We start from the raw sequence: 23,514 nt of genomic DNA, 5'->3' as shown, positions 1-23,514 counted from the left end.
AGACGCGCGCGAACGTGACCTGCGCTCAGCTCACCGGCAGCCCGTACGCGCCGCCCGGCCCGATGGTGGTGCGGACTTCGAACAGTTCAGGGAAGAACGTCAGGTCCAGCGCCTTGCGCAGGAAGCCCACACCGGTCGACCCGCCGGTGCCGTGCTTGAAGCCGATGATGCGCATCACCGTGCGCATGTGCCGGAACCGCCACAGCTGGAACTGCGATTCGAGATCGACCAGGTCCTCGCACAGGTGGTACGCGTCCCAGTGCGCGTCGGTGGTTTCGTAGATGCGTTCGAACACCGGCAGCAGCGCCGGATCGGACACGTGCGGATGCGACCAGTCACGCTCGACGTGCGATTCCGGGACCGCATGGCCGTGGCGGGCGAGGTAGCGCAGCGCCTCGTCGTACAGGCTCGGCGCTTCCAGCACCTCGCGCAGCTGCGCATGCGCGGCCTCGTCGTGCGCGAACACCGCGAGCATCGCGGCGTTCTTGTTGCCGAGCAGGAACTCGATCGTGCGGTACTGGAGCGACTGGAAGCCTGACGACGGCCCGAGGATGTCGCGGAACTGCATGTACTCCGATGGCGTCAGCGTTTCCAGCACCGACCACTGCTCGGTGAGCTGGCGCAGGATCGCCTTGCAGCGCGAGAACACTTTCTGCGTCGCGCCCAGGTCGTCGGCGTGCAGCTGCGCGATCGCGGCCTTCAGTTCGTGGATCAGCAGCTTCATCCACAGCTCGGACACCTGGTGCTGGACGATGAACAACAGTTCGTCGTGCTGCGCGGGCTGCTTGAGCGGCCGCTGCGACGACAGCAACCGGTCCAGTTGCAGGTAGCCCGCGTAGCTGAGCTTTTCGGCAAAGTCGGTGTGGATGCCGCCTTCCAGGTCGCGCTGGTTGTTCTCGACGCTCATCGCTCGCTGCCCATGGCCGGTCGGAAAGGGTAGCGCATCGCCCGTGGCAGGACGTGCGTCACGGTCCTGACATGCTCGAGGTCAACAATTCGGGCACGATTGCGCCCGGCCGGTCCGGGCCACTACTCCAGGGGAATCAGTATGCACAGGCATTCGGGGCGCGCTTCGGCGCTGGCAGTGGCCGTGGGTCTCGCGCTGTCCGGCGCGGCGGACGCACAGGTGGTGATCAGCCAGGTCTATGGCGGCGGCGGCAATTCCGGCGCGACGCTGCGCCAGGACTTCATCGAGCTGCACAACAACGGCAACGCCGCGGTGAGCCTGGAGGGCTGGTCGGTGCAGTACGCCTCGGCGGCGGGTTCTAGCTGGCAGCGCACGCCGCTGACGGGCTCGATCGCCGCTGGCGGCTATTACCTGGTCCAGCAGGCCGCCGGCTCGGGCGGCAGCGTCAATCTGCCGCCTCCGGATGCGACCGGCACGATCGCGATGTCCGGCACCGCCGGCAAGGTAGCGCTCGTCGACAGCGGCGCGGCGCTCAGCGGCGCCTGCCCTGGCGGCGTGGTGGATCTTGTCGGGTTCGGTGGCGCGAGCTGCGCCGAAGGCTCGCCGACGGCGCAGCTGTCGGGCATCACCGCCGCGATCCGCCTCGACGGCGGCTGCACCGACGACGGTGACAACCGCAGCGATTTCGAAATCGCCGCGCCGATGCCGCGTAACAGCGCCAGCATGGCGAAGGTCTGCGGCGGCACGCGCACGCTCAACGTGGCCGATGCCTCGATCGAGGAAGGCGCCGACGGCACGCGCACGCTCGCATTCACGGTCGAACTCACGCAGCCGGCCGGAAAGGGCGGCGTGCGCGTGCGTTACACGACGCTCGATGGCAGCGCGACGGTCGCCGATGGCGATTACCTCGCGGCCAGCGGCGAGGTGACCATTCCGCGTGGCGAAACGCGCGCGCAGATCAACGTCGCAATCCAGGGCGATGCGCGCGAGGAGGCCGACGAGACGTTCACCCTCGTGCTTTCGAAGATCACCGGCGCGGCGGCTGGCGATGTCGAAGCCGTCGGTACGATCGTCAATGACGATTACACGCTGACCCCGATTTCCGCGATCCAGGGCGACGGCGCGCAGTCGCCGCTCGTGCGCGAGACCGTCGCCACGCGCGGCATCGTCACCGGACGCAAGAGCAATGGTTTCTTCCTGCAGAGCCAGCCGGTTGATGCCGACGCCAGCGAGGCGACCAGCGAGGGCCTGTTCGTGTTCACCCGCAGCGCGCCGCCGGCCGCGGCTGCGGTCGGCCGCCTCGTCGTCGTGCGTGGCGTCGTCACCGAGTTCGTGCCCAGCCAGGACCGTGGCCAGGCACCGATCACCCAGCTCGCGGGCGCTGTGGCCGTCATCGGCCAGGGCGATGCGACCTACCCGCTGCCGGCGCCGGTCGAACTGACCGCGACGCTGCCCAGCCCGGCCGGTGCGGTCGACCAGCTCGAACTCCTGGAAGGCATGCGGGTCACGGTGCCGCGCTTTACCGTCACCGCGCCGACCGGTGGCTTCACGAACGAGCGCAACGCGAGCGGTCAGGGCAATGGCGTATTCCACGGCGTCGTTGCCGGCCTGCCGCGGCCGTTCCGCGAGCCCGGCATCCAGGCGCCTGACGCGCCGCCCGCAGGCTCCATCCCGCCGATCCCCCGCTGGGACTTCAACCCCGAACTGATCAGCGTCGACAGTGACGCGATCGGCGCACCGGCGCTGGACGTCGCGGCCGGCACCGAACTGGCCGGGCTGACCGGCGTGCTCGACTACGGCTTCCGCCGCTACACGATCCTGCCCGACGCGGCGCCCGCGATCGGTGCCGCCCCAAGCCCGCACGGTGTAGATGCCGCGCAGGCCGACGCGTTCACGGTGGCGGCGTACAACCTCGAACGTTTCTTCGACGAGAACAACGACCCGTCGGTCGGCGAGCCAGTGCTGACTGTGGACGCGTTCGAACGCCGTCTCGCGAAGGCCTCGCTGGGCATCCGCGATGCGCTGAAGACGCCCGACATCGTCGGCCTGGTCGAAGTCGAGAACCTCGAAGTGCTGCAGCGCCTTGCTGCGCGCGTGAACGCCGATGCGGTCGCCGCCGGGCAGCCCGACCCGCAGTACGGCGCGCACCTGCTCGACGGCAACGATTTCGGCGGCATCGATGTCGGCTTCCTCGTCAAATCCGCGAACGTCGGCGAAGCCACGCCGCGCGTCGCCGTGCATACGGTCGCGCAGGTCGGCAAGGACACGACCTGGACCACGCCCGACGGCGAAACGCAGCTGCTCAACGACCGTCCGCCGCTGGCGCTCGATGCGACCGTGCATTACGCCGACGGCCGCGCGTTCCCGGTCAGCGTGGTGCTGGTGCACCAGCGCTCGCTCAACGGCGCCGGTGACGACACCGCATCCGGTGAGCGCACGCGCAGCAAGCGCCAGCGCCAGGCCGAGTTCCTCGCCGCCTACCTCAACGGTCGGCAGGTGCGCGACCCGGATGCGCGTCTGGTCGTGCTCGGCGATTTCAATGCGTTCGAGTTCAACGACGGCCTCGTCGATGCGATGAACGTCATCACCGGCACGCCGACGCCGGACGAGCAGACCGCAGTGCTCGCCGACGGCGTGGACCTCGTCGATCCGGACCTGATCAACCTCGGCGGCCTCGAGCCCGCGCACGAGCGCTACTCGTTCGTGTTCGGCGGCAACGCGCAGACGCTGGACCACGTACTGGTCAACGAGGCGCTCGTCGTCGCCACGCGTGAAATCGGCCTGGACCACGCGCGCATCAACGCCGACTTCCCGGAGGTCAACCGCAACGACGCCGCTTCGCCGTCGCGCCTGTCCGATCACGACCCGGTGGTGGCCACGTTCTTCCCGCGCCGCCGCGCCGACCTGGTGCTGACCGCGGTCACGTCCGGCCCGGCGCGTATCGGGCAGACGTTCGCGTTCGACGTCGTGCTGCGCAACGAAGGCCCCGAGCAGGCCGATCGGCCGGGCGTCGGCTTCGAGCTCGATGCCCAGCTCGACGGCCTGACCGTCACTGCGCCGACCGGCTGGAACTGCGATGCGCCGCAGGCGTCGAACGGCCGCACGGTGCTGACCTGCATCAGCGGGTCGCTCGCGCACGGTGCCGACGCGACGTTCCGCCTCAGCGCCACCGCGACGGCCGACCTCGTCGGCCGCAGCCTCACGCTTGCGGCGGCCGCGGAAGCCGAGTCGATCGATCCGGTGGTCGATAACAACGCGGCCACCGCGTCGCTCGACATCACCGCGATCGCCGACCTGCATACGGGGCTGTACGGGCCGGACAAGCACCTGCGCAGCGGAACGCGCGGCGCCTATCGCGTCGTGGTCGGCAGCGCCGGCCCGGACCCGGCGATCGTGCCGACCTTGACGCTGAGCGCGGACGTGCCGGCACGCAACTTGCGTCTGGCTGCACCGGCGGGCTGGTCGTGCCCGATCGTCGACGAGGCGGCCGGTTTCCGCGCGGTCTGCTCGGCGACGCGGCTCGATGCGGGCCAGGCACAGGCGATCGATTTCTCGATCGTCGCCCCGCCGCGCAGTGGCGATCGCCTGCTGACCGTGACCGCGCGCGTGTCGTCGGCCGGCACCGACCCGGCCGTGGAGAACGACGAAGCCGTGCACAACGTGCGCGTGATTGGTTCACCGAAGTAACGGGGCCCGTCGATCGGGCCGTACGCCTCGCGTGCGGCCCGATGCGCATCAACGACTTGCGCAACGGACGCGCACAAAACGCAAAAAAGGCGCGGCTTCGGCCGCGTTTTTTTTGCGCCGCGACATGCCGCAGCGCGCAACGGGATTTAACGCGAGCATCGTTATGATCGGCCACTTTCCCGATGTCGAGGATGCAACCGCGATGGCGCTCGCCGCGAGCTTTGAGATCGAATACCTGCAATACCTCGGCCCCGACGGCCAGCCTGTCGCCGAGATCCCCGAAGCGTTCCGTGACCCTGCTTCACTGCTGCCGTTGTTCAAGCAGATGCTGTTCGTGCGCGTGTTCGACGGCAAGGCGATCGCGCTGCAGCGCACCGGCAAGCTCGGTACGTACGCGGCCTGCCTTGGACACGAGGCCACGCACGTCGGCATCGGCGGCTCGATGGGCCCCGACGACGTGTTCGCGCCGAGCTACCGCGAGTACGGCGCGCAGTTCATGCGCGGCGTGCAGCCGCGCGAAGTGCTGATGTACTGGGGCGGCGACGAGCGCGGCAACGATTTTTCCGGCATGAAGCAGGACTACCCCTGGTGCGTGCCGATCTCGACGCAGTGCCTGATGGCGGCCGGTGCGGCGCTGTCGATGAAGCTGCAGAAGAAGGACGGCATGGCCGTGGCCTGCTGCGGCGATGGCGGCTCGTCGAAGACCGACTTCTACGCCGCACTCAATTCCGCCGGCGCCTACACGCTGCCGCTGGTGCTGTGCGTGATCAACAACGGCTGGGCGATCTCGGTGCCGCGCAAGGCGCAGACCGGCGCCGAGACGCTCGCACAGAAGGGCCTGGCCGGTGGCCTGCACTGCCTGCAGGTGGACGGCAACGATCTGATTGCCGTGCTTGAAGCGATGCGCCGCGCGAGCGAACGCGCACGCAACGGCGAAGGCGGCAGCGTCATCGAGTTCATGACCTACCGCCTGCACGATCACACCACCGCCGATGACGCACGTCGTTACCGCGACGAGGCCGAGGTCAAGGACGCCTGGACGCGTGATCCGATCCCGCGCCTGCGCACCTACCTCACCGCACAGGGCGTGTGGAACGAGGAGATGGAAAAAGCCTGGGCCGAGGAATGCGCGAAGAAGGTCGACGTCGAGATCAACGCCTATCTGGAGACGCCGGTGCAGCCGGTTGAAGCGATGTTCGATTACCTCTACGCCGACATGCCGGCCGACCTGCAGACCCAGCGCGCGTTCGCGCTCGCACAGGAGGGCCGCTGATGAACGCTGCCGTCAATCCACAGACCCAGGGCGCGAACGAAGCCAAGGCGCCCGCCGCGATCACGCTGATCGAAGCGATCACGCAGGCGCTCGCCTACGAGATGCGCAACGATCCGAGCGTGCTCGTGCTCGGCGAGGACGTCGGCGTCAACGGCGGCGTGTTCCGCGCCACGGCCGGCCTGCAGCAGACGTTCGGCTCCGAGCGCGTGCTCGATACGCCGCTCGATGAAACGACGATCGCGGGCCTCACCGTCGGCCTCGCCTCGCAGGGCATGAAGCCGGTTGCCGAGGCGCAGTTCGACGGTTTCATGTATCCGATGGTCGACTTCATCGTCAGCCACGCTGCACGCATGCGTTATCGCACGCGCGGCCGCCTGACCTGCCCGATGGTGCTGCGCGTGCCGTGGGGCGGTGGCATCCGCGCGCCGGAACACCACAGCGAGGCGAACGAAGCGATCTTCACCAACGTGCCGGGCCTGCGCGTGGTGATGCCGTCCTCACCGCAGCGCGCGTACGGCATGTTGCTGGCCGCGATCCGCGAGCCCGACCCGGTGATCTTCTTCGAGCCCAAGCGCATCTACCGCCAGTACAAGGAGCTGGTGCCGGATGACGGCGAGGCGCTGCCGCTGGACGTGTGCTACACGCTGCGCGACGGCACCGATGTCACGCTCGTCACCTGGGGCGCGCAGGTCAAGGAAACGCTCGAAGCTGCGGAAAAGCTCGAGAAAGACGGCATCAGCGCCGAAGTCATCGACGTCGCGACGCTGCGCCCGCTCGACTTCGCGACGATCGCCGAATCGGTCAGCCGGACGGGGCGCTGCGTGATCGTGCACGAGGCCCCGAAGACCGCCGGTTTCGGCGCGGAGATCGCCGCGCGCCTGGCCGAGGAGTCGATGTTCGACCTCGTCGCGCCGATCGAGCGCGTGACCGGTTACGACACGCACATCCCGCTGTTCCGCCTCGAGATGAAGTACCTGCCGAGCGTCGACCGCATCGTGGCGGCGGCCAAGCGCGCGATGGCCGCGAGCTGATCGGCAGCGGCCCCGGCACTCGCCGGGGCCGAGGATGAACTTCAACAGCGGCGGGCCGGGCCCGCCCCATGGACAAGAAAAAAATGACGAAGAAGACGTTCCTGCTGCCCGACCTCGGCGAAGGCCTGCCCGACGCGACGATCGTCGAGTGGTTCGTGAAGGAAGGCGACGTGATCCGCCTCGACGACAACCTCGTTTCGATGGAAACCGCGAAGGCCGTGGTCGAAGTGCCCTCGCCGGTCTCGGGCAAGGTGCTGCGCCTGGCCGGTGGCCCGGGCGATGTGATCATCACCGGCAAGATGCTCGCCGAGTTCGAAGTCGATCCGTCGATGCCGCAGCGCGCCGAGGGCCAGGACACCGGCCATCATCACGGTGGCGGCCATACGGACGGTGACGCCCCGGCCGGCAGCCATGGCGTCGGCACGCAGGATCCGATGCCCGACGACCGGCTGGTCGCCTCGCAGGACGGCGGCGCACTTGAGCACGATGCCGCACCCGCACCGAAGAGCACCGGCGGCGAGCGCAGCGATGCGGGCACGGTAGTGGGTGCGATGCAGTCGTCCGATGCGGTGCGCAGCGAGCAGGCGCTCAACGTCGGTGGCGTCAAGGCAATGCCGGCGGTGCGCGCGCTTGCACGCAAGCTCGGCGTCGACCTGACGCGCGTGCGCGCGACCGGCGCGGATGGCGTGGTCACGATGAACGACGTCAAGCAGGCCGCGGCCGATGGCAGCGCGAAGGCGCAGCCCGGTGGCGGCGCACGCGCGGCGGCGGCGGCGCCGGCCCAGTCGCAGGCACCGCAACAGCAACAGCAACAGCAACAGCAACAGCAACAACAGCAGCAGCGGCCGCAGCAGTCCGAAGCACGCAGCACGCTCTCGCAGTCCGGCAAGCCGATGCGCACGCAGCCGCCGGGCGTGCAGGCCACCGGCCAGCCCGAGCAGCTCAAGGGCGTGCGCCGCAACATGGCGCGCGTGATGGCCGACGCGCATGCGAAGGTCGTGCCGACCACGCTCGTCGACGACGCCGACCTGCACGCCTGGAGCGGCAAGCAGGACATCACCGCCCGCCTCGTGCGCGCGATCGTCGCGGCCTGCAAGGCCGTACCCGCGCTCAACGCCTGGTTCGACGGTGACAACCTCTCGCGCACGATGCATCCGCAGGTCGACATCGGCATCGCGGTCGACACCGACGACGGGCTGTTCGTACCGGCGCTGCGCAATGCCGACGTGCTGGACGGCGCCGGCATCCGCACCGCGATCCAGCGCCTGCGCACGCAGGTACAGGACCGCAGCATCCCGCCGAGCGAGCTCAGCGGCTACACGATCTCGCTGTCGAACTTCGGCATGTTCGCCGGCCGCTACGCGACGCCAGTCGTGGTGCCGCCGTGCGTGGCGATCGTCGGCGCGGGCAAGCTCTCGCACGACGTGGTCGCGGTCATGGGCGGCATCGAAGTGCACCGCCGCATGCCGATCTCGCTGACGTTCGACCACCGCGCCTGCACCGGCGGCGAGGCGGCACGCTTCCTCAAGGCGCTGCTCGACGACATGGCGCTGCCGAACTGAGGGATTGCGGCGGCTGTACCGGCTAACGTCGGGGATGCGCACGCGGGGAGCACCCGCGTGCGCTCGGTTCGGATGCCGATGCGCTCGGCGCCGCGTGCACCGCCCACGAGGCCGATGGCGGGGCCACGCCTGAGCGCGACGGTGCGCCCGGGATGCTCGCCGCTGCCAATGCAAGCCCCTGCCAGCAGCGAGCCGTTCACCGGCTCGCTGTATTTGTATGAACGACCCGATCGCCGCGCTGTGGCAGCGCGGACTCAGACACGCAAGGTATCGTCGACGACGACGCGATTACGGCCCGACGCCTTGGCGCGGTAAAGCGCCTGGTCGGCCCGGTCGAACACCTGCTCCGGGCGATCAAGTTCGGGATCGCCGGGGGCGACGCCGATCGAGACCGTGAGTACGAAGGGCAGCGCCGTGGCTTCCACCCGCTCCCGGATCCGATGTGCGATCTCGGTGGCATGCGCAAGGTCGGTGCGGGGCAGCGCGACCAGGAATTCTTCGCCGCCGTAGCGCACGGCGACATCCGTTTCCCGAACCGACGCGCTGACGACATCGGCCACGGCGCGCAGCGCGCGGTCGCCCAGCAGATGGCCATGGCGATCGTTGACCTGCTTGAAGTGGTCGACGTCGATCAGGATCAGGCAGTAACCGGACGACTGCAGCCGCTGCACCTGATCGGGATCCTGCAGCAGCTGCGCTAGCGCATTGCGGTTGAGCAGGCCGGTCAACTGGTCGCGTCGCGCGGTATCCAGCAGGCGTGCATGCTGCGCTTCGAGTTCGGCGTGCGCGCGTTCGACCCGTTGCGCGGTCGCGTCGCGCTCGTCGAGCTGCCGGCGCTGGTCCATCGCATAACGGCGCAGTTCGAGCAGCTGCATCGCCTGCCGCGCCAGCACCTCGAGGCCTTCGCGCTGCAGCGCGCTGAGCGTGCGCGGCGCATCGTCGGCGACACAGACCGCGCCCAGCACGTGGTCGTCGGCCGTCAGCAGCGGCGCGCCGGCAAACGACCGGACCGGCCGCTCGCCGATGTGCAGCGGCGACGCGGCGCCACGCGGATCGGCCAGCATCTCGCTGATGACCACCGTCGCGCGCGTGCGCAGGATGCGCTCGCTGATCGCCTGCGAACGCGGCAGTTCGCGCGCATCCACGCCGATCGCGGCCTTGAACCACGCCCGGTCGCGATCGACCAGCGCAACCGCGGCCGCCTGGGTGCCGCAAACCATCATCGCCAGACGCGCGATATCGTCGAACGCCTGCTCCGGCGGCGTATCGAGGATTGCGTAACGGGCGAGCGCGGCCAGCCTCGCCGGCTCACGCCCGTCGAGCGCCTGCACGTTGGAATCGCTGGGCATGACGCGAAGGCTAGCGCCCTCTGCGTGAGCGGCCGCACAGCGGACTGCACCTCAAGGGCGCGGTGCCGCGAGCACGCAGCCGCGGTTCAAACCGGCGTGGTTGTTCTCAGCGACGGACGAGCCAGCGCCGCCTCAGCACGAACGCAAGCGTGAGTACGCCGAGGAACACGGCGTAACCGACCGCGGTCGCGAGCACCTGCCGCCACATTGCGCCGTATACCGGGTCGGCGGCCGCATGCGCCCAGTGCACCGTCGCGACGAACGCGACAACCGCAAGCAGCAGCGCGATCACATCGAACACGATGCGCGCCCGTGGCCGCGGCGCGCGCGGCACCCACCAGTACAACGCGCCGAGGATGCCGAACCACGGCAGGAACAGGATCAACGCGAGGTTGATCTCGACCAGCGGATTCATGCCTGCTCCGCCGCCTCGCGCAATGCGGCCAACGCAGCATCGACTTCCTCGCGTGCGATGCCGTCGCCAAGCATCACCGCTTCATCGGCCGCATCGAGGCGACCTTCGCGCTTGAGCGCCGCCACGCGCTGGCCAGCGTCCTTCGGCGCATCGAAGCCGCCGCTCTGCAGCAGCACGCGCTCGCCATCGACGAGCTTGAAGTAGAAACGGCCGTCCGCCTCGCGGTATTGCTTGAACACCGGCAGCGCCGGCTTGGCCTTGGCGGCAGTGTCCGCGGCCGGGCCGATACGCGACAGATCGCGCAGGCCGACCGCTTCGCGCAGCCGCGTCACGAATGGCGTGACATGTGTTTCGCGCACGCGGCGCGCACCGTCGCGCAGGATTGCCTCGATCTCGGCCGGCTTCGCGATCAGCGCTTCGTAGCGCTCGCGCATCGGCGCGACTTCGGCATCGATGCGCTCGAACAACGACTGCTTCGCGTCGCCCCAGGCGATGCCATCGGCAAACGCGCGCCGCATCGCAGCGGTTTCATCCTCGCTCGCGAATGCCTGGTACAGCGCGAACAGGTTCGAGCTGTCCGGGTCTTTCGGCACGCCGGGTTCGGTCGAGTCGGTGACGATCGACATGATCAGCTTGCGCAGCGTAGCCGGCGGCGCGAACAGCGGAATCGTGTTGTCGTAGCTCTTGCTCATCTTGCGGCCATCGAGGCCCGGCAGCGTCGCCACCTGCGCCTCGATCACCGCCTCGGGCAGGGTGAAATGCTCGCCGTAGAGGTGGTTGAAACGCTGGCCGAAATCGCGCGCCATCTCGATGTGCTGCACCTGGTCACGCCCGACCGGCACCTTGTTCGCGTTGAACGCGAGGATGTCGGCGGCCATCAGCACCGGGTACATGAAAAGCCCCGCGGTCACGCCTGCGTCATCGTCCTCGCTTTCGGCGCGGTTGCGATCGACTGCGGCCTTGTAGGCATGCGCGCGGTTGAGGATGCCCTTGCCGGCCACGCAGGTCAGCAGCCAGGTCAGCTCGGGGATCTCCGGGATGTCGCTCTGCCGGTAGAACCAGACCTTCTCCGGCTCGAGCCCGCAGGCGAGCCAGGTGGCGGCGATCTCGAGCGTCGAGCGCTGCACGCGTGCCGGGTCGGTGACCTTGATCAGCGCATGCAGGTCGGCGAGAAAGTAGAAGCTCTCGGTACCCGCATCGCGGCTGGCAACGATGGCCGGGCGGATGGCGCCGGCGTAGTTGCCCAGGTGAGGCGTGCCGGAGGTCGTGATGCCGGTGAGTACGCGGGTGCGGGTCATTGCTGAACGGCGAACTACGGGGCCGTGAGTTTAGCGCGTGGCTCCCGGCGCCATCGCAACCCCGTTCAGCTCCGGCATGCGTTGATTGGCTCGACCATCCACCGAGTCACGACGATGACCGCACGCTCCACCTTCCGCGCCGCCCTGACCGCCGCCGCCACGCTGCTGCTCGCCGCCACCGCTCCGGCGCTGGCACGCGACTACCACCGGGGCGGCCCCGTCGAAGTCAGCCTGATCGACCGCGACGCGGGCTACGAATTGCCGCGCTACGCCCACCGCGGACAGTGGTGGGTGCCGGGCGCGCCCGGGCACCGGTACTCGGTGCGTCTGACGAATCGCAGCCCCGAACGGGTGCTCGTCGTACTCAGCGTCGACGGCGTCAACGCGCTGTCCGGCCAGAGCGCGCACCCGGGCCAGGGCGGCTATGTGCTCGAGCCGTGGCAGAGCACCGAGGTCGCGGGCTGGCGCAAGTCGATGCACGACATCGCCCAGTTCTATTTCAGCGACTTCGGCGACAGTTATGCCGCGCGCACGGGGCGGCCCTACGACGTCGGCGTGATCGGCGTGGCGGTATTCGAAGAAGCCCACCGCTACTACGGGCCGCCGCGCGTCGGCGGCTACGGCGACCGGCCGCTCACGGAAGATGCGCCGACGGCATCAGCGCCGGCGCAGGCGCCTACGGACGCGCCGGAAATGGCCGGCTCCCGTGCGCAATCAATCGGCACCGGCCATGGCTATCGCGAATACGCTCCGGTCCGTCGCACCGGCTTCGTGCGTGCGAGCCGCCATCCGGTGCAGGTCACCGAACTGCGCTATGACGACGAGTACGCACTGGCCGCACGCGGCATCGTCCCGCGCGGTGGCTATTACGGTCGACGCCGCCACGACCCGCGTGCGTTCCCCGGCGGATTCGTTCCCGAACCGCCCGGCCGCTGGTAACTCCGCGGCATAGCGCAAAAACGTAGAGCACAGACGCGAACGCAGAAGGGCCGGCATTGCTGCCGGCCCTTCGTCTTTGGAGGTCAGGCGCGGGAGCGCCAGCGGTGTATACGGCCCTGTGCGGCACTTTCCCGGCGGTGGGCCGGTCAGGCAGTCAGCAGGACAGCGACACCATCGAACTCGCGGCCGGTTGCCCGGCCGGTTCGTTCGCAACCGCAAGGCTTAGAGGCAATCCTCGCCCGTAGCGGTCTTGCCATCCTTACAGGCGATGGCTTCGTCCTGCAGCTCGTCACCTGCCTCCTGGACGTCCTCACCGAGGCCGGCCATCGTGTTGCATGCGGTCAGGGTGCCCACCGAGAACAGGGCCACGAACATCATTCCGATCACTCGCTTCATCGCAATCTCCTTCGATTCACACGGGGTTGGGGCTGGGCCCCGGGTCAGATTCGCCAGGCCACGCTCGCACTGCGCCTGCGCCATCATCAGACGCGACCACCCGTGAAGCCGATGTGCAACCTGATCAACGCCGGACTGCACGCGTTCAGGCCGCTCTGCCGTTGTTGCCGGCCCGTGTGCGTACGCGACACGCCCTAAACCCCGTCGCGATTGCCAGCCCCGTCGCCGATCAGTCGCGCATCAACGTCGATTTGCCGAACAGGCTCTCGACCAGATCGACAGCGAGCAAACCGGTGGCGTTTTTCGTGTCGAGCACCGGGTTGAGTTCGACGATGTCGAGCGATGCCATGCGGCCGGTGTCGGCGATCATTTCCATCACCAGCTGCGCCTCCCGATAGTTCGGCCCGCCCGGCACGGTCGTGCCCACGCCGGGGGCGATCAGTGGATCGAGGAAGTCGACGTCGAAACTCACGTGCAGGTGGGTGTCATCGTCGAGGCCTTCGAGCGCCTCTTCCATCACCCGCTTCATGCCGACTTCGTCGATGTAACGCATGTCGTAGACGTCGAGGCCGTGTTCCTTGATCAGCTGCTTCTCGCCGGCGTCGACCGAGCGGATGCCGATCTGCCGCACCACGTCGGCCGTGATCGCCGGCGCGTCGCCACCCAGATGCGTCAGCGGCTGCGGGCCGAGACCGCACAGGCACGCGACCGGCATGCCGTGGATGTTGCCCGACGGCGTGACCGTGCTGGTGTTGAAGTCGGCATGCGCATCCAGCCACAGCACGCGCAGTTTCTTGCCGGTCTCGCGACAGTGGCGCGCCACCGCGGTGATCGACCCCAGCCCGAGGCAGTGGTCGCCGCCGAGCATGATCGGCATGCGGCCGAGGCGCAGCTCGGCGAGCACGGCCTCCATCACGATGCGGTTCCATTCGGCCACCTCGCCGAGGTGGCGGTAGCCGTCGACCGCTTCGGTCCACGGGTTGTGCGGGCCGATCAGGTTGCCGCGGTCGATGACTTCGACACCGTGCCCGATCAGCGCTTCGTGCAGACCCGCGATGCGCAGCGCGTCCGGACCGAGACGTGCACCGCGGTGGCCGGCGCCGACGTCGGTCGGTGCGCCGATGATCGAGACGGGCGGATAACGATAGACCATGGAATTCTCCGGTGGAGGGCGTCGGAATGGCATCGCGCGACAGCGCATGCCTGCGAACGCCTGCACGTGGGCAGACCCGGCCATTGTACGGCCGCCGGCTGCGGCGGCCCGGATGCGCTGTGCGCTACGCGCGCAGGTCGTCGTGCGGCTCGTGCACGGTCAGCACCGCGCCGAGCTTCGTGCCCGATTCGTCGAATATCGGCCGCGCGTTGCCCTGCACGGTGATCACGCTGCCGTCGGGCCTGCGGATCTTCCAGCGCGCATCGATGACGTGCTCGTCGTGCATGACGGCGCGTGCGAGCGGCAGTTGCTCGCTCGGGTACGGCGTATCGTCTTCGCGCAGCAGCGCATAGGCCGCTGCATAGTCCTCCGGCGAGACATCCAGCCGCGCCACGCCGTGCAGCTCGTACGCGCGCTGGTTGACGAAATCGATGCGGCCCTGCTCGTCGGTGGTGATGATCCCGACATTGAGCTGCTCGAGCACCGCCGCGCGCTCGGCAGCCAGGCGTTCGAGATCGCTGCGCGACCGCACCTGCGCGGTCACGTCCACCGCACAGCTCAGCACACCGGCCGGCGTGCCGTCGGCATCGCGCAGCAGCTGCAGCGAAAAATCGAAGCAACCCAGTTCGAGGTGGCCGTTGCCGCTGCGATCGAAGCGGATCGGGAACTCGCGCTGCTGCACGGTTTCCCCGGTTTCGAGCACGCGGTCGAGCATCGCGACCAGTCCCTGCTCGACCACTTCCGGAAACGCTTCGGACAGCGTGCGGCCCTCGAGGTTGCGCCCTTCGAGCAGGTCGATCGACGCACGATTCATCAGCTCGATGCGGTGCTCGCGGCCGCGATAGACCGTCACCGCAACCGGCAGCTCGGCGAACATCGCGCGCAGCCGCTCACGCTCGAGCTGCATGCGCTCGAGCGAGGCCTGCCGCAGTTCGGTTTCGCGGCGGATCTGGTCGATGTCGATGTGCAGCCCGACCCAGCGCCGGCGGCCGTCCTGGACATGACAGCGCGCACTGCAGCGGAACCAGCGGTACAACCCGCCCGACACGAGCAGCCGGACCGTGACCTGCAGCGGCTCGCCCGATGCGACCGCCTGCCGCCAGGCGGCCTCGGCGACCGAGGTGTCCGCCGGATGCACCGCCTGCGTCCACTGCGCCGGCACGGCATCCGCCTGCCCGAAGCAGGCAGTGAACCGTGAATTGACCCAATCCACCGAGCCGTCGTCGTCGGCGGTCCAGGTGGGCGCAGGCACATACTCGAGCGCTTGGTTCATCATGCCAGCCGCAACTCCATCGTTTCGATACAGCGGCTCGGCCCACGGCAGCCAGCGCGAAATGTCGCGCCGTGACATCCGGACACGTTCGCTGTCGGCACCGCAAATTCAATCAACCGACTGGCGCCATCTTGATCATTACCGAGGCGATCTGCATGCCTCTGCAGATGCCTCCCGTTCGCCGGTGGGTACCCCGCCGGCAAAGCGGCCGCCATTGTAGCGTCACGGCGATTGCGAATGCCCCAGTCGCTTGCGCCAGGCGCGCGCAGACTGAACGTTCGTGCGAGCCCCTCTACTCACGCGGTTCAGCCTGACGCAGGCTGCGGCGCGGGTGTTCAGGCGACCTCAATGCTCGCGCTTACGGCCGCCGGTTCTGAAATGCGGGCGCTCGTCGAACCGATGCTGATGCAATTTTTTGTCGAGCAAGCCCTTTGCCGGCCGGGCGTGCAAACGCGGCCGGACACGATGCTTTTGGCGCAATCGATGGCTTCGTGGTCGAGCAATTCAAAGCCCGTACGCTCCTCGGTTACGGTGCCGGCTTCACGGATGGGCCGCCTGCTACCGCGCGTGTCCGGTATCGGCAACCCAGCGCGCCGGGTGATTCGCAACCTGCGTCCCGCCTTGGACCTGCACCAACCCATGTAAAATCCGCGTTTTAGCCGCGTACACGCAGTGGAATCTCCCGCACGGGCGCAGGCCCACGGCCCGGCGCTGATCCGCCTGCTCGCACAGATCAGCGGCACCGCTACACCCCCGCCCCCAGCGTCCCTTGCGTCCCGATTGGCGCAGTGGGTCGACTGGCGTCAGGCGGTCGCGCTGTCCGCCGCACTGGATGCGCGACCCGCCTCGCCGGCGGTTGGTGATGACAGCCACCCGCTCGGCGATGACGGCGAATGCGCTCGCGTGCGTGCGGCACTGATCCGCGTCATCGAAGGGGATCGGGCATTCATCGCCACGGGCGTCGAAACGGACCCGCCGGACGCCGCTTTCTATCGCCAACGCTACGTCGCCATGCAGCAGATCATGGATGCGGACATACGGCACCTGCGCGGCCGCATGCGGGCGCGTCTGACGCTGCGTGGCGGCCCGCAGGCCCGGCTGGCCGCGATGGATGCCGTGATGGAGCAGGCGCTGACCCCTCATGAGCGCGCGCTGCTCGGGCCCATTGCAGATCTTCTCGGGCAGCACTTCGAGCGGCTGCGGCAAGCGGCGCAAACATCGCCGGACAGGCCCGCGCCATCCGCAAGCACTGCCTTACGCACGTCGCGCACATGGCTGGACGTGTTCCGTCGAGACATGCAACAGCTGCTGCACGCCGAGCTCGAACTCCGGATGCAACCCACCCAGGGCCTGCTCGCGGCCCTACGCACCGCCCCTGCTGGACACCATGCCCAATAACCTGCTCAAACCCGCCGTCTTTTTCACCGGCCTGCTCGCGTTGGGCTGGATCGCCGCCGGGTACATCGGCGCCAGCCTGCTGGCGCTGTCGGTGGTGCTGCTGATCGGCGCCTGCTACGTGGCCGGCGGGCTGGAACTGCACCGCTACCGGCAAGCCACCGCCTCGCTGGCGCAAGCGGTGGCGGACCTGTCCGAACCGGTGGCGCGCCTGGACGACTGGCTCGCACCCCTGCCCGCTTCGCTTCGCTACGTGGTACGCCAGCGCATCGAAGGCGAACGCGTACCGCTGCCGGCGCCGGCGCTGACGCCCTACCTGGTCGGCCTGCTGGTGTTGCTGGGCATGCTCGGCACACTGCTGGGCATGATGACCACGCTGCGCGGCACTGGGCTGGCGCTGGAAAGCGCCACCGACCTGGAGGCGATCCGCACCTCGCTCGCGGCGCCGGTCAAGGGCTTGGCGTTTGCGTTCGGCACCTCGATCGCGGGCGTCGCGGCGTCGGCGATGCTCGGGTTGCTGTCAGCGCTGTGCCGACGCGAGCGGGCCGCTGCGGCGCAGGCGCTCGACGCGGCGATCGCGACGACCCTGCGCCACCATTCGCGGACGCACCAGCGCGAGGAAGCGTTCAGGCTGCTGCAACGCCAGGTCGACACGATGCCGGCACTGGTCGACCAGTTGCAGGCAACGATGGCCGCAATCGAGCAGCAGAGCCTGGCGGCTAACGAGCGACAGGTCGCGAGTCAGGCGGCATTTCACGACCGCACCGAAGCGGCGTATGCACGTCTGGGCACATCGATCCAACAGTCAGTGAAGGACAGCATCCAGCAAAGCTTGGGCGCGCATGAGCATCAGCTTGCGCAGCAGACTGCATTCCATGAGCGCACCGAAGCCGCCCATGCGCGTCTGGCGGCCTCCGTCGAGCAATCGGTTAAGGACAGCGCCCAGCAGAGTCTCGCTACGCACGAGCGTCAGCTTGCCCAGCAAACGGCGTTCCATGAGCGAACCGAAGCCGTCCATGCGCGCTGGGCAGCCTCCGTCGAGCAATCGGTGAAGGACAGCGCCCAGCAGAGCCTCGCTGCGCATGAGCGCCAGATGGCCCAGCAGACGGCCTTCCACGACCGCGCCGAAGCCGTCCATGCGCGCCTGGCGGCCTCCGTCGAGCAGTCGCTGAAAGACAGCGTCGCCGACAGCGCGCGGGCCGCCAGCGCCGCCCTGCAGCCGGTGGTGGAAACCACGATGGCCGCGCTTGCACAGCACGCCGCGTCGCTGCACGACCGCGTCGCCGAAGCGATGCAGCGCCAGCTGGAGGCATTGTCCGGCGGCCTGCACGACAGCACCGCGACCGTCGCGGACCTCTGGACCGACGCGCTCGCGCAGCAGCGCCAGTCCAGCGACGCTTTGCTGCATGAACTGCGGGGCTCGCTCGAGCAGTTCGCCGCAACGTTCGAGCAGCGCTCCACAGACGTCGTGGACCGCATATCGACCCGGTTCGAAACAGCCAGCGACCACGCCACCGCTGCGTGGAACCAGGCGCTTACGCAGCAGACCGAGCAGGGTGAGGCACTTGCCGACACCAACCGTCAGGCGCTCACCGCCGCCGCGGCCGCGTTCGAATCGCACGCCGCGGCGCTGGTCGACGCAGTACAGCAATCGCATGCGGATCTGCAGGCGGCGCTGGACGCACGCGCTGAAGCCTCGTCAGGCCTGGTCGACACCATCGCGGCGCGATTCGAAGCGGCCAGCGACAGCGCCACGGCCGCATGGACCGAAGCCCTGTCGCGGCAGAGCGCGGTGGGCGAAACCCTTGCACGATCGAACGAGCAGGCACTGACCACTGCGGTTGCCACGTTCGAATCACACGCCGCGTCGCTGCTGGGCGCCGTGCAGCAGTCGCATGCGCAGCTGCAGGCGACGCTGGGGGCGCAGACACAGGCGCATGCGCGCGAAACGATCGCAGAGATCTCGCGCCTCGTGCACGACGCCGCCGAAGCGCCGAAGGCGGCCGCGGCCGTGATCGCCGAGCTGCGGCAGAACCTGTCCGAAAGCATGGTTCGTGACACCGCGATGCTGGAAGAGCGCGGACGGCTGCTGGCCACGGTCGAGACGCTACTGAGCGCGGTGAACCACGCATCGGCCGAACAGCGCGCTGCCGTCGATGCGTTGATCAGCACCTCGGCCGATGCGCTCGAACGCGTGGCGACGCGCTTCACCGGCCATGTGGAAACCGAAACCGCCAGGCTCGATGCGGCCGCCGACCGGATTACCGCAGGCGCGATTGAAGTCGCGAGCCTGGGCGATGTGCTCGGCGCGGCCGTTCAGGGCTTCGGTGAGGCGAACGAGCAACTCGTGGCGCGCCTGCACGCGGTCGAGGACGCACTCGGCCAATCGCTCGCACGCAGCGATGAACAGCTCGCGTACTACGTCGCCCAGGCGCGCGAAGTGGTCGACCTGAGCGTATTGGCGCAGAAGCAGATCATCGGCGAGCTGCAGCAACTGGCGCGTCCACGCGCATCGGCCGGGGCCGACGCCGCATGAGCGTGGAGTTCGACGACAACGACACCGCCGCGCCGATCTGGGCCGCGTTCGGCGACCTGATGTCGGTGCTGCTCGGCGTGTTCGTGCTGATCCTCGTCGGCGTCATCGGCATGCAGATGCAGTTGACCCAGCGACTGGGCGAGGAAGTGCGCCGGCGCGAGCAGGAGGCGCAGCGCAACCAGACGCTGGAGCAGGCGCTCGCGGTGCCGCTGGCCAGCGGCCGCGTCACGCTGGTCGACGGCCGCATCGGCATTCGCGGCAATGTGCTGTTCGACCTCAGTTCCGACCAGCTGCAACCGGAGGGACGGGAGCTGCTCAAGAGCCTGGCCGGTCCGCTGACCGCATACCTGCGCAGCCGCGACGAAGTGCTGATGGTCAGTGGCTTCACCGACAACCGGCAGGTGCGCGGCGGCAACGGCCAGTTCGCCGACAACTGGGAGCTGTCGGCCCAGCGCGCATTGACGGTGACCCGCACGTTGATCGCCGCGGGCGTGCCCGCCGAATCGCTGTTCGCGGCCGCGTTCGGTTCGCAGCAGCCGGTCAGCTCAAACGTCGACGAGGCTGGGCGGGCACGCAACCGGCGCGTCGAAATCGCGCCGATGCCGAAGCCGAAGAAGCCGGGCGCCGGTGCCGATGAGCGATAGCGTGCCGGACATCCACGCGACGCTGGATGCGTGGCGCCAGCAGGGCGCAAACCGGATGGACCCGGTGCGCTTCCACCACATCGATGCGCTGGCGCGTCGGGCTGCGTCGCAGCGCGGTGGCGTTCGCTGCCTGCTGGACGCGCGGCTCGCCGAACTGGTCGGTGCGTATGCCGTTGACCTCGCGGCCTACTGCGGCGTTGGCGAGTGCGAGTGCGAGTGCGAGTGCGAGGATGGCCATGGCCATGGCCATGGCGATGGCGATGGCGATGGCGACATCGATATTGGGATTGGTGCTGGTAGCACTGGCACCGACAGTTACGACCTAGCGGCGTCTTCGCATCGTCGCAGCGCGCTGTCCGACCTGCTCGAGCACATTTCAAGCCACCCCGTCGCTCGCGACGCCGGCGCCCTGCATCCTCGCGACGCTAGCGCTTCCATCGATGCATCTACGGCAGCCGCCGTCTCGAGTCTGGAAGACGTGCGCCGGCTGTGCACCGAAGCCCGCTCCCACAGCCAGCTGCGCCAGGCACTGGAAGAAGCGCCCGAGAACGCCGGCCCGCTCAATTCCGCCAGCCTCGTGCATCGCGCACTGACCCTGCTGAGCGATGAGTCGCCCCAGTACCTTCAGCCGTTCATGGCATACGTGGACACACTGGCATGGCTGGCAGGCATGGCCGTGCACGAAACACAGGCAGCGAAGGCGACCTCATCGACGACCGGTAGCGGAAAGCGCCCCCGCCCGAAGCCGCGCAGCCGTCGCGCCTGATGCGCTTGATGCTCGCCTCCTGAAGCTGCGTGCGTCCGACGGGCTCGTTAGCCGTCGAGTGCACACCTTGCGGGGTTAGTGCAGGCGGGTCGCATCGGCCTCGATCGCGCTGCTGTCGATCCTGCTCATTTCCTCGCCATCGCACTGCCCGCTTGCAGGCGTTGGCGCCGCTTGGAACTCGCACGATCTGTACAGCACGGTGTTTCGGCACACCACGCGCCGTGACACAAAAAAACCCCGCTTTCGCGGGGTTCTTGGCCGTATCCCGGAGCGTATTGCTCGCCCGGAGGCGACTCCATGGTGCCGGCTGTCAGAATCGAACTGACGACCTACTGATTACAAATCAGTTGCTCTACCAACTGAGCTAAGCCGGCGCACGGCGCATTCTAACGCGGCGCGCGGCATTCACTGCAGCGTCTCGCAGGCGAGCGGCTGCGATTGCGCGACGCCGGCCACGGTCTGCAGCGCCGTGGCGTCGCCGCCGGCGGGCAATGCGACCTCGAGCCAGGGCTGAAGCGTCGCGCCCAGTGGCTCGGCACGCGCGGGAAATCCGGCCGCGACGAGCGCATCGGCGCGGCGGCGCGCGGCGGACTCGCTCTGGTAGCGACCCAGCGCGACCGCATTCGTCTCCGCACCGCGGCGCATCACGAAGTAATCGGTGAAGCCCGCGGCCGCGATGCGCTCGGCCATGGCCTCGGCCTCGGTCGCGCCCGGCAGGGGCGGGACGAGTACGCGCCAGCCGCGCACGGTGCCGACGCTGCGCTCAATGATGCGGCTTTGCAGCACCTGCGGCGCGAGCCGCGTCTGCGCGGCAACCGCTGTGGTCGCATCGGCAAACGGCCCCAACCCGACGCAGACGGCGTCGGCCGGCAGCGGTGCAGCGGGCGGGGCCGGCTCAGCCCCAGCATCGGCCGCCACGGCGGTGGCGCGCTCGCTCGGCAACTCCAGGCGCGGGACATCGCCCCCCGCTCCTGCCATCGCGGCGCCACTGCCCGGCTCATGCCACAGCCACCAGGCGGCGACCCCCAGGTTGAGGACGATCAGCAGGACGAACAGTGCGCGGGCAAGCATGCCGGGGATTCTAGACAACAGCCGTGCACGCACCGCCTTGGCGCTGTGCAGATGGCCTCACGCCTGCGGTGGCCATTCGGCGATGGCCCAGCCCGCAAGCCCCTCGAGCACGAGCGCGGGCGCGAGCACAGCGCCTTCAAGCCGCGCGACGAGCCACTCGCTGCCACCGCCATGCAGCATCAGCTTCGGCGACATGCCCAGCAGCGTGGTTGCAGCTGCATGCGTTTCGCGGATCAGCGCGAGCGCCGCGCCTTCGCAGCCCGACGCAAGCCCGTCATTGGTGTCGGTCGCGAACATCCGGTAAACCCCGCCCTCGGGCGGCAGTTGCGGCGCGCGCTGATGCAGGCTTTCGCGCATCAGCGTCGGGGATGGGGCGATGCGTCCGCCGTGGTGGTGGCCGTCGATATCGACGAGGTCGAGCGTCAGCGCGGTGCCGACGCCGCAGACGAGCACCGGCCCCGGCTCGGCCATCCGGGCACCGAGCATCGCAAGGAAGCGGTCGACCCCCAGCCGTTGCGGCTGTGCGTATGCGATGCAGAGCCCGGCGAACGCGGCTTGCGTGCCTGCCAGCCCGATGCGCGAACAACGCGGCACCAGCGCTTCGATCAGGGCCACGCGCAGTGCCTCGGACGCGACGCTTGCGATGTGCGCGACGTCGATCCGTGCCGGCAGCACGCGTTCAAGCTCGGCCGCGATGTCGGCCTCGCGGTGTGCCAGCGCCTGCACCTCACCGACGCGGCCGTCGGCCAGCAGCGGCGCGCACTTGAGGCGGGTGTTGCCGAGATCGAACAGCCACTCGCTCATGTCGCACTCCTGCGCACGCTGACTTCCCCCGAATGCACACGTCGCTCGGCGCCCGATGCCAGCTGCACCCGCAGCCCGCCGTCCTCGGCCAACCCGAGTACGGTGCCGCGCTCGATGCCGGCGGGACCACGCAGCTCGACCGTCTCGCCGTGCAACGCGTCAAGCGCGGCGTAGCGCGGCAGGAACCGCCCCAGACCGACCGCATCGAATTCGTCCAGCGCGGGCAACAGATGCCCGAGCACGGCCGCGGCAACCTCGTTTCGCGCTGGCGTCGTGGCGGGCGCGGCCAGTGTGGCGAGATCGCACCAGGGCTGGTCGATCGCCTGCGCGGCCGTGTCCGGCATGCGCACGTTGAGCCCCAGCCCGATCACCGCGCGCACCGGCCCGGCATGTTCGCCGCCGCCTTCGACGAGCAGGCCACCGAGTTTGCGCAGGCCAGCGGTGTCGACCACGACCAGGTCGTTCGGCCATTTCAGCCGCACCGACGCGAAGCCGAGCCCGTGCAGCGCCTCCGCCGTGGCGATGCCCGCCACCAGGCTCAACCCGCCCAGCCGTGCAAGGCCGTCGCCGAAACGCCGCGCGACCGAGAGGTAGATGTGGGCCGCGAGCGGTGAGGCCCAGCTGCGCCCCAGGCGCCCACGTCCCCCGGTCTGGCGCTCGGCGAGCAGCGCCGCCGCACCATGCGCGGGGGTGGCCCGGCGCAGCAGCTCGCTGTTCGTCGAATCGATCGACCAGGCGACCTCGAGCGCGTCCAGGGCTGCGCGGGCGGGGCCGAGGATCGCAGCGGCAATCGCATCGGCATCGAGCAGGTCGAGTGGAGCAGCCAGCCGGTAGCCGCGGCCGGCCTGGGCCTCGACGGCCACGCCGGCATCGCGCAACGCGGCGATGCGCTTCCAGATGCCCGCGCGCGTGAGGTTGAACTCGCGCGCGAGCGCATCGCCGGAGACCGTGCCGGCCATCAGCCGCTGCAGCAGCGCGCGCTCGTCGACGGCCGCATTCATGGCGGCGGCGAACG

The 23,514-nt window shown here is 69.0% G+C and carries 20 protein-coding genes and 1 tRNA gene; 10 read left to right on the top strand and 11 right to left on the bottom strand.

Going from position 1 to position 23,514, the window contains the following annotated elements; all coding sequences use genetic code 11:
* Positions 1–25: 25 nt before the first annotated feature.
* Positions 26–907 carry a tryptophan 2,3-dioxygenase gene (locus ACFFGH_RS03010; RefSeq protein WP_386664681.1) on the bottom strand — a complete coding sequence of 294 codons (882 nt, stop codon included), beginning with the start codon at positions 905–907 and terminating at the stop codon, positions 26–28.
* Between the two features lie 141 nt (positions 908–1,048).
* Here ACFFGH_RS03010 and ACFFGH_RS03005 point away from each other — a divergent pair, with 141 nt between their 5' ends.
* The 4 genes from ACFFGH_RS03005 (at position 1,049) to ACFFGH_RS02990 (ending at position 8,460) form a co-directional block, all read left to right on the top strand.
* Positions 1,049–4,594, top strand: a complete 3,546-nt coding sequence (locus ACFFGH_RS03005; protein ID WP_386664679.1) for a lamin tail domain-containing protein — start codon at positions 1,049–1,051, stop codon at positions 4,592–4,594.
* 202 nt (positions 4,595–4,796) lie between these two features.
* Positions 4,797–5,867, top strand: coding sequence for a pyruvate dehydrogenase (acetyl-transferring) E1 component subunit alpha (gene pdhA / locus ACFFGH_RS03000; RefSeq protein ID WP_386667305.1), 1,071 nt, complete (start codon positions 4,797–4,799; stop codon positions 5,865–5,867).
* Positions 5,867–6,898 carry an alpha-ketoacid dehydrogenase subunit beta gene (locus tag ACFFGH_RS02995; protein ID WP_386664677.1) on the top strand — a complete coding sequence of 344 codons (1,032 nt, stop codon included), beginning with the start codon at positions 5,867–5,869 and terminating at the stop codon, positions 6,896–6,898. Before pdhA ends, ACFFGH_RS02995 begins: the two co-directional genes overlap by 1 nt.
* Positions 6,899–6,981: 83 nt before the next feature.
* Positions 6,982–8,460, top strand: a complete 1,479-nt coding sequence (locus ACFFGH_RS02990; protein ID WP_386664675.1) for a dihydrolipoamide acetyltransferase family protein — start codon at positions 6,982–6,984, stop codon at positions 8,458–8,460.
* A gap of 254 nt (positions 8,461–8,714) precedes the next feature.
* Here ACFFGH_RS02990 and ACFFGH_RS02985 read toward each other — a convergent pair whose 3' ends face one another.
* The 3 genes from ACFFGH_RS02985 to ACFFGH_RS02975 all read right to left on the bottom strand — a co-directional run bounded on the left by ACFFGH_RS02985 (position 8,715) and on the right by ACFFGH_RS02975 (position 11,522).
* Complete coding sequence (locus tag ACFFGH_RS02985) at positions 8,715–9,809, bottom strand: sensor domain-containing diguanylate cyclase (protein ID WP_386664673.1); 1,095 nt, start codon at positions 9,807–9,809, stop codon at positions 8,715–8,717.
* Between the two features lie 106 nt (positions 9,810–9,915).
* Complete coding sequence (locus tag ACFFGH_RS02980; RefSeq protein WP_386664671.1) at positions 9,916–10,224, bottom strand: hypothetical protein; 309 nt, start codon at positions 10,222–10,224, stop codon at positions 9,916–9,918.
* Entirely contained in the window at positions 10,221–11,522 is a 1,302-nt protein-coding gene (locus ACFFGH_RS02975; protein WP_386664669.1) for a tryptophan--tRNA ligase, read from the bottom strand. The genes ACFFGH_RS02980 and ACFFGH_RS02975 overlap by 4 nt, the downstream gene beginning before the upstream one ends.
* Before the next feature lie 114 nt (positions 11,523–11,636).
* Here ACFFGH_RS02975 and ACFFGH_RS02970 point away from each other — a divergent pair, with 114 nt between their 5' ends.
* Complete coding sequence (locus ACFFGH_RS02970; RefSeq protein ID WP_386664667.1) at positions 11,637–12,461, top strand: hypothetical protein; 825 nt, start codon at positions 11,637–11,639, stop codon at positions 12,459–12,461.
* 222 nt (positions 12,462–12,683) lie between these two features.
* On the opposite strand, the gene ACFFGH_RS02965 is transcribed toward ACFFGH_RS02970, so the two are convergent.
* The 3 genes from ACFFGH_RS02965 to ACFFGH_RS02955 all read right to left on the bottom strand — a co-directional run bounded on the left by ACFFGH_RS02965 (position 12,684) and on the right by ACFFGH_RS02955 (position 15,286).
* A complete protein-coding gene (locus tag ACFFGH_RS02965) occupies positions 12,684–12,857 on the bottom strand; it encodes an entericidin A/B family lipoprotein (RefSeq protein WP_386664665.1) in 174 nt (57 codons plus the stop codon).
* 229 nt (positions 12,858–13,086) lie between these two features.
* Entirely contained in the window at positions 13,087–14,010 is a 924-nt protein-coding gene (gene rocF / locus ACFFGH_RS02960; protein WP_386664663.1) for an arginase, read from the bottom strand.
* A gap of 124 nt (positions 14,011–14,134) precedes the next feature.
* Positions 14,135–15,286 (bottom strand): PAS domain-containing protein, encoded by a 1,152-nt coding sequence (locus ACFFGH_RS02955; RefSeq protein ID WP_386664661.1) that lies wholly within the window; start codon positions 15,284–15,286, stop codon positions 14,135–14,137.
* A 345-nt stretch (positions 15,287–15,631) separates the two neighbouring features.
* Between ACFFGH_RS02955 and ACFFGH_RS02950 the strand changes: the two genes are divergently transcribed.
* From ACFFGH_RS02950 to ACFFGH_RS02930, 5 genes are read left to right on the top strand one after another with little or no spacing between them, the layout of a single operon-like run.
* Positions 15,632–15,928, top strand: coding sequence for a hypothetical protein (locus ACFFGH_RS02950; RefSeq protein WP_386664659.1), 297 nt, complete (start codon positions 15,632–15,634; stop codon positions 15,926–15,928).
* A 27-nt stretch (positions 15,929–15,955) separates the two neighbouring features.
* Positions 15,956–16,681: a DUF3348 family protein gene (locus ACFFGH_RS02945; protein WP_386664657.1), complete on the top strand. Its 726-nt coding sequence runs from the start codon at positions 15,956–15,958 to the stop codon at positions 16,679–16,681.
* Complete coding sequence (locus ACFFGH_RS02940; protein ID WP_386664655.1) at positions 16,671–19,214, top strand: DUF802 domain-containing protein; 2,544 nt, start codon at positions 16,671–16,673, stop codon at positions 19,212–19,214. Before ACFFGH_RS02945 ends, ACFFGH_RS02940 begins: the two co-directional genes overlap by 11 nt.
* Positions 19,211–19,858 carry an OmpA family protein gene (locus tag ACFFGH_RS02935; protein ID WP_386664653.1) on the top strand — a complete coding sequence of 216 codons (648 nt, stop codon included), beginning with the start codon at positions 19,211–19,213 and terminating at the stop codon, positions 19,856–19,858. Before ACFFGH_RS02940 ends, ACFFGH_RS02935 begins: the two co-directional genes overlap by 4 nt.
* Positions 19,848–20,624: a DUF2894 domain-containing protein gene (locus tag ACFFGH_RS02930; protein WP_386667303.1), complete on the top strand. Its 777-nt coding sequence runs from the start codon at positions 19,848–19,850 to the stop codon at positions 20,622–20,624. Before ACFFGH_RS02935 ends, ACFFGH_RS02930 begins: the two co-directional genes overlap by 11 nt.
* A gap of 298 nt (positions 20,625–20,922) precedes the next feature.
* On the opposite strand, the gene ACFFGH_RS02925 is transcribed toward ACFFGH_RS02930, so the two are convergent.
* The 4 genes from ACFFGH_RS02925 to ACFFGH_RS02910 all read right to left on the bottom strand — a co-directional run bounded on the left by ACFFGH_RS02925 (position 20,923) and on the right by ACFFGH_RS02910 (position 23,500).
* Positions 20,923–20,998, bottom strand: a tRNA-Thr gene (locus tag ACFFGH_RS02925).
* Between the two features lie 31 nt (positions 20,999–21,029).
* Positions 21,030–21,695, bottom strand: a complete 666-nt coding sequence (locus ACFFGH_RS02920; RefSeq protein ID WP_386664651.1) for an SPOR domain-containing protein — start codon at positions 21,693–21,695, stop codon at positions 21,030–21,032.
* 57 nt (positions 21,696–21,752) lie between these two features.
* Positions 21,753–22,499, bottom strand: coding sequence for a type III pantothenate kinase (locus ACFFGH_RS02915; RefSeq protein WP_386664649.1), 747 nt, complete (start codon positions 22,497–22,499; stop codon positions 21,753–21,755).
* Positions 22,496–23,500, bottom strand: coding sequence for a biotin--[acetyl-CoA-carboxylase] ligase (locus tag ACFFGH_RS02910; protein ID WP_386664647.1), 1,005 nt, complete (start codon positions 23,498–23,500; stop codon positions 22,496–22,498). Before ACFFGH_RS02910 ends, ACFFGH_RS02915 begins: the two co-directional genes overlap by 4 nt.
* Positions 23,501–23,514 lie beyond the last annotated feature (14 nt).

This window comes from Lysobacter korlensis (assembly GCF_042434515.1).
This window is presented reverse-complemented; position numbering and strand designations above follow the sequence as displayed.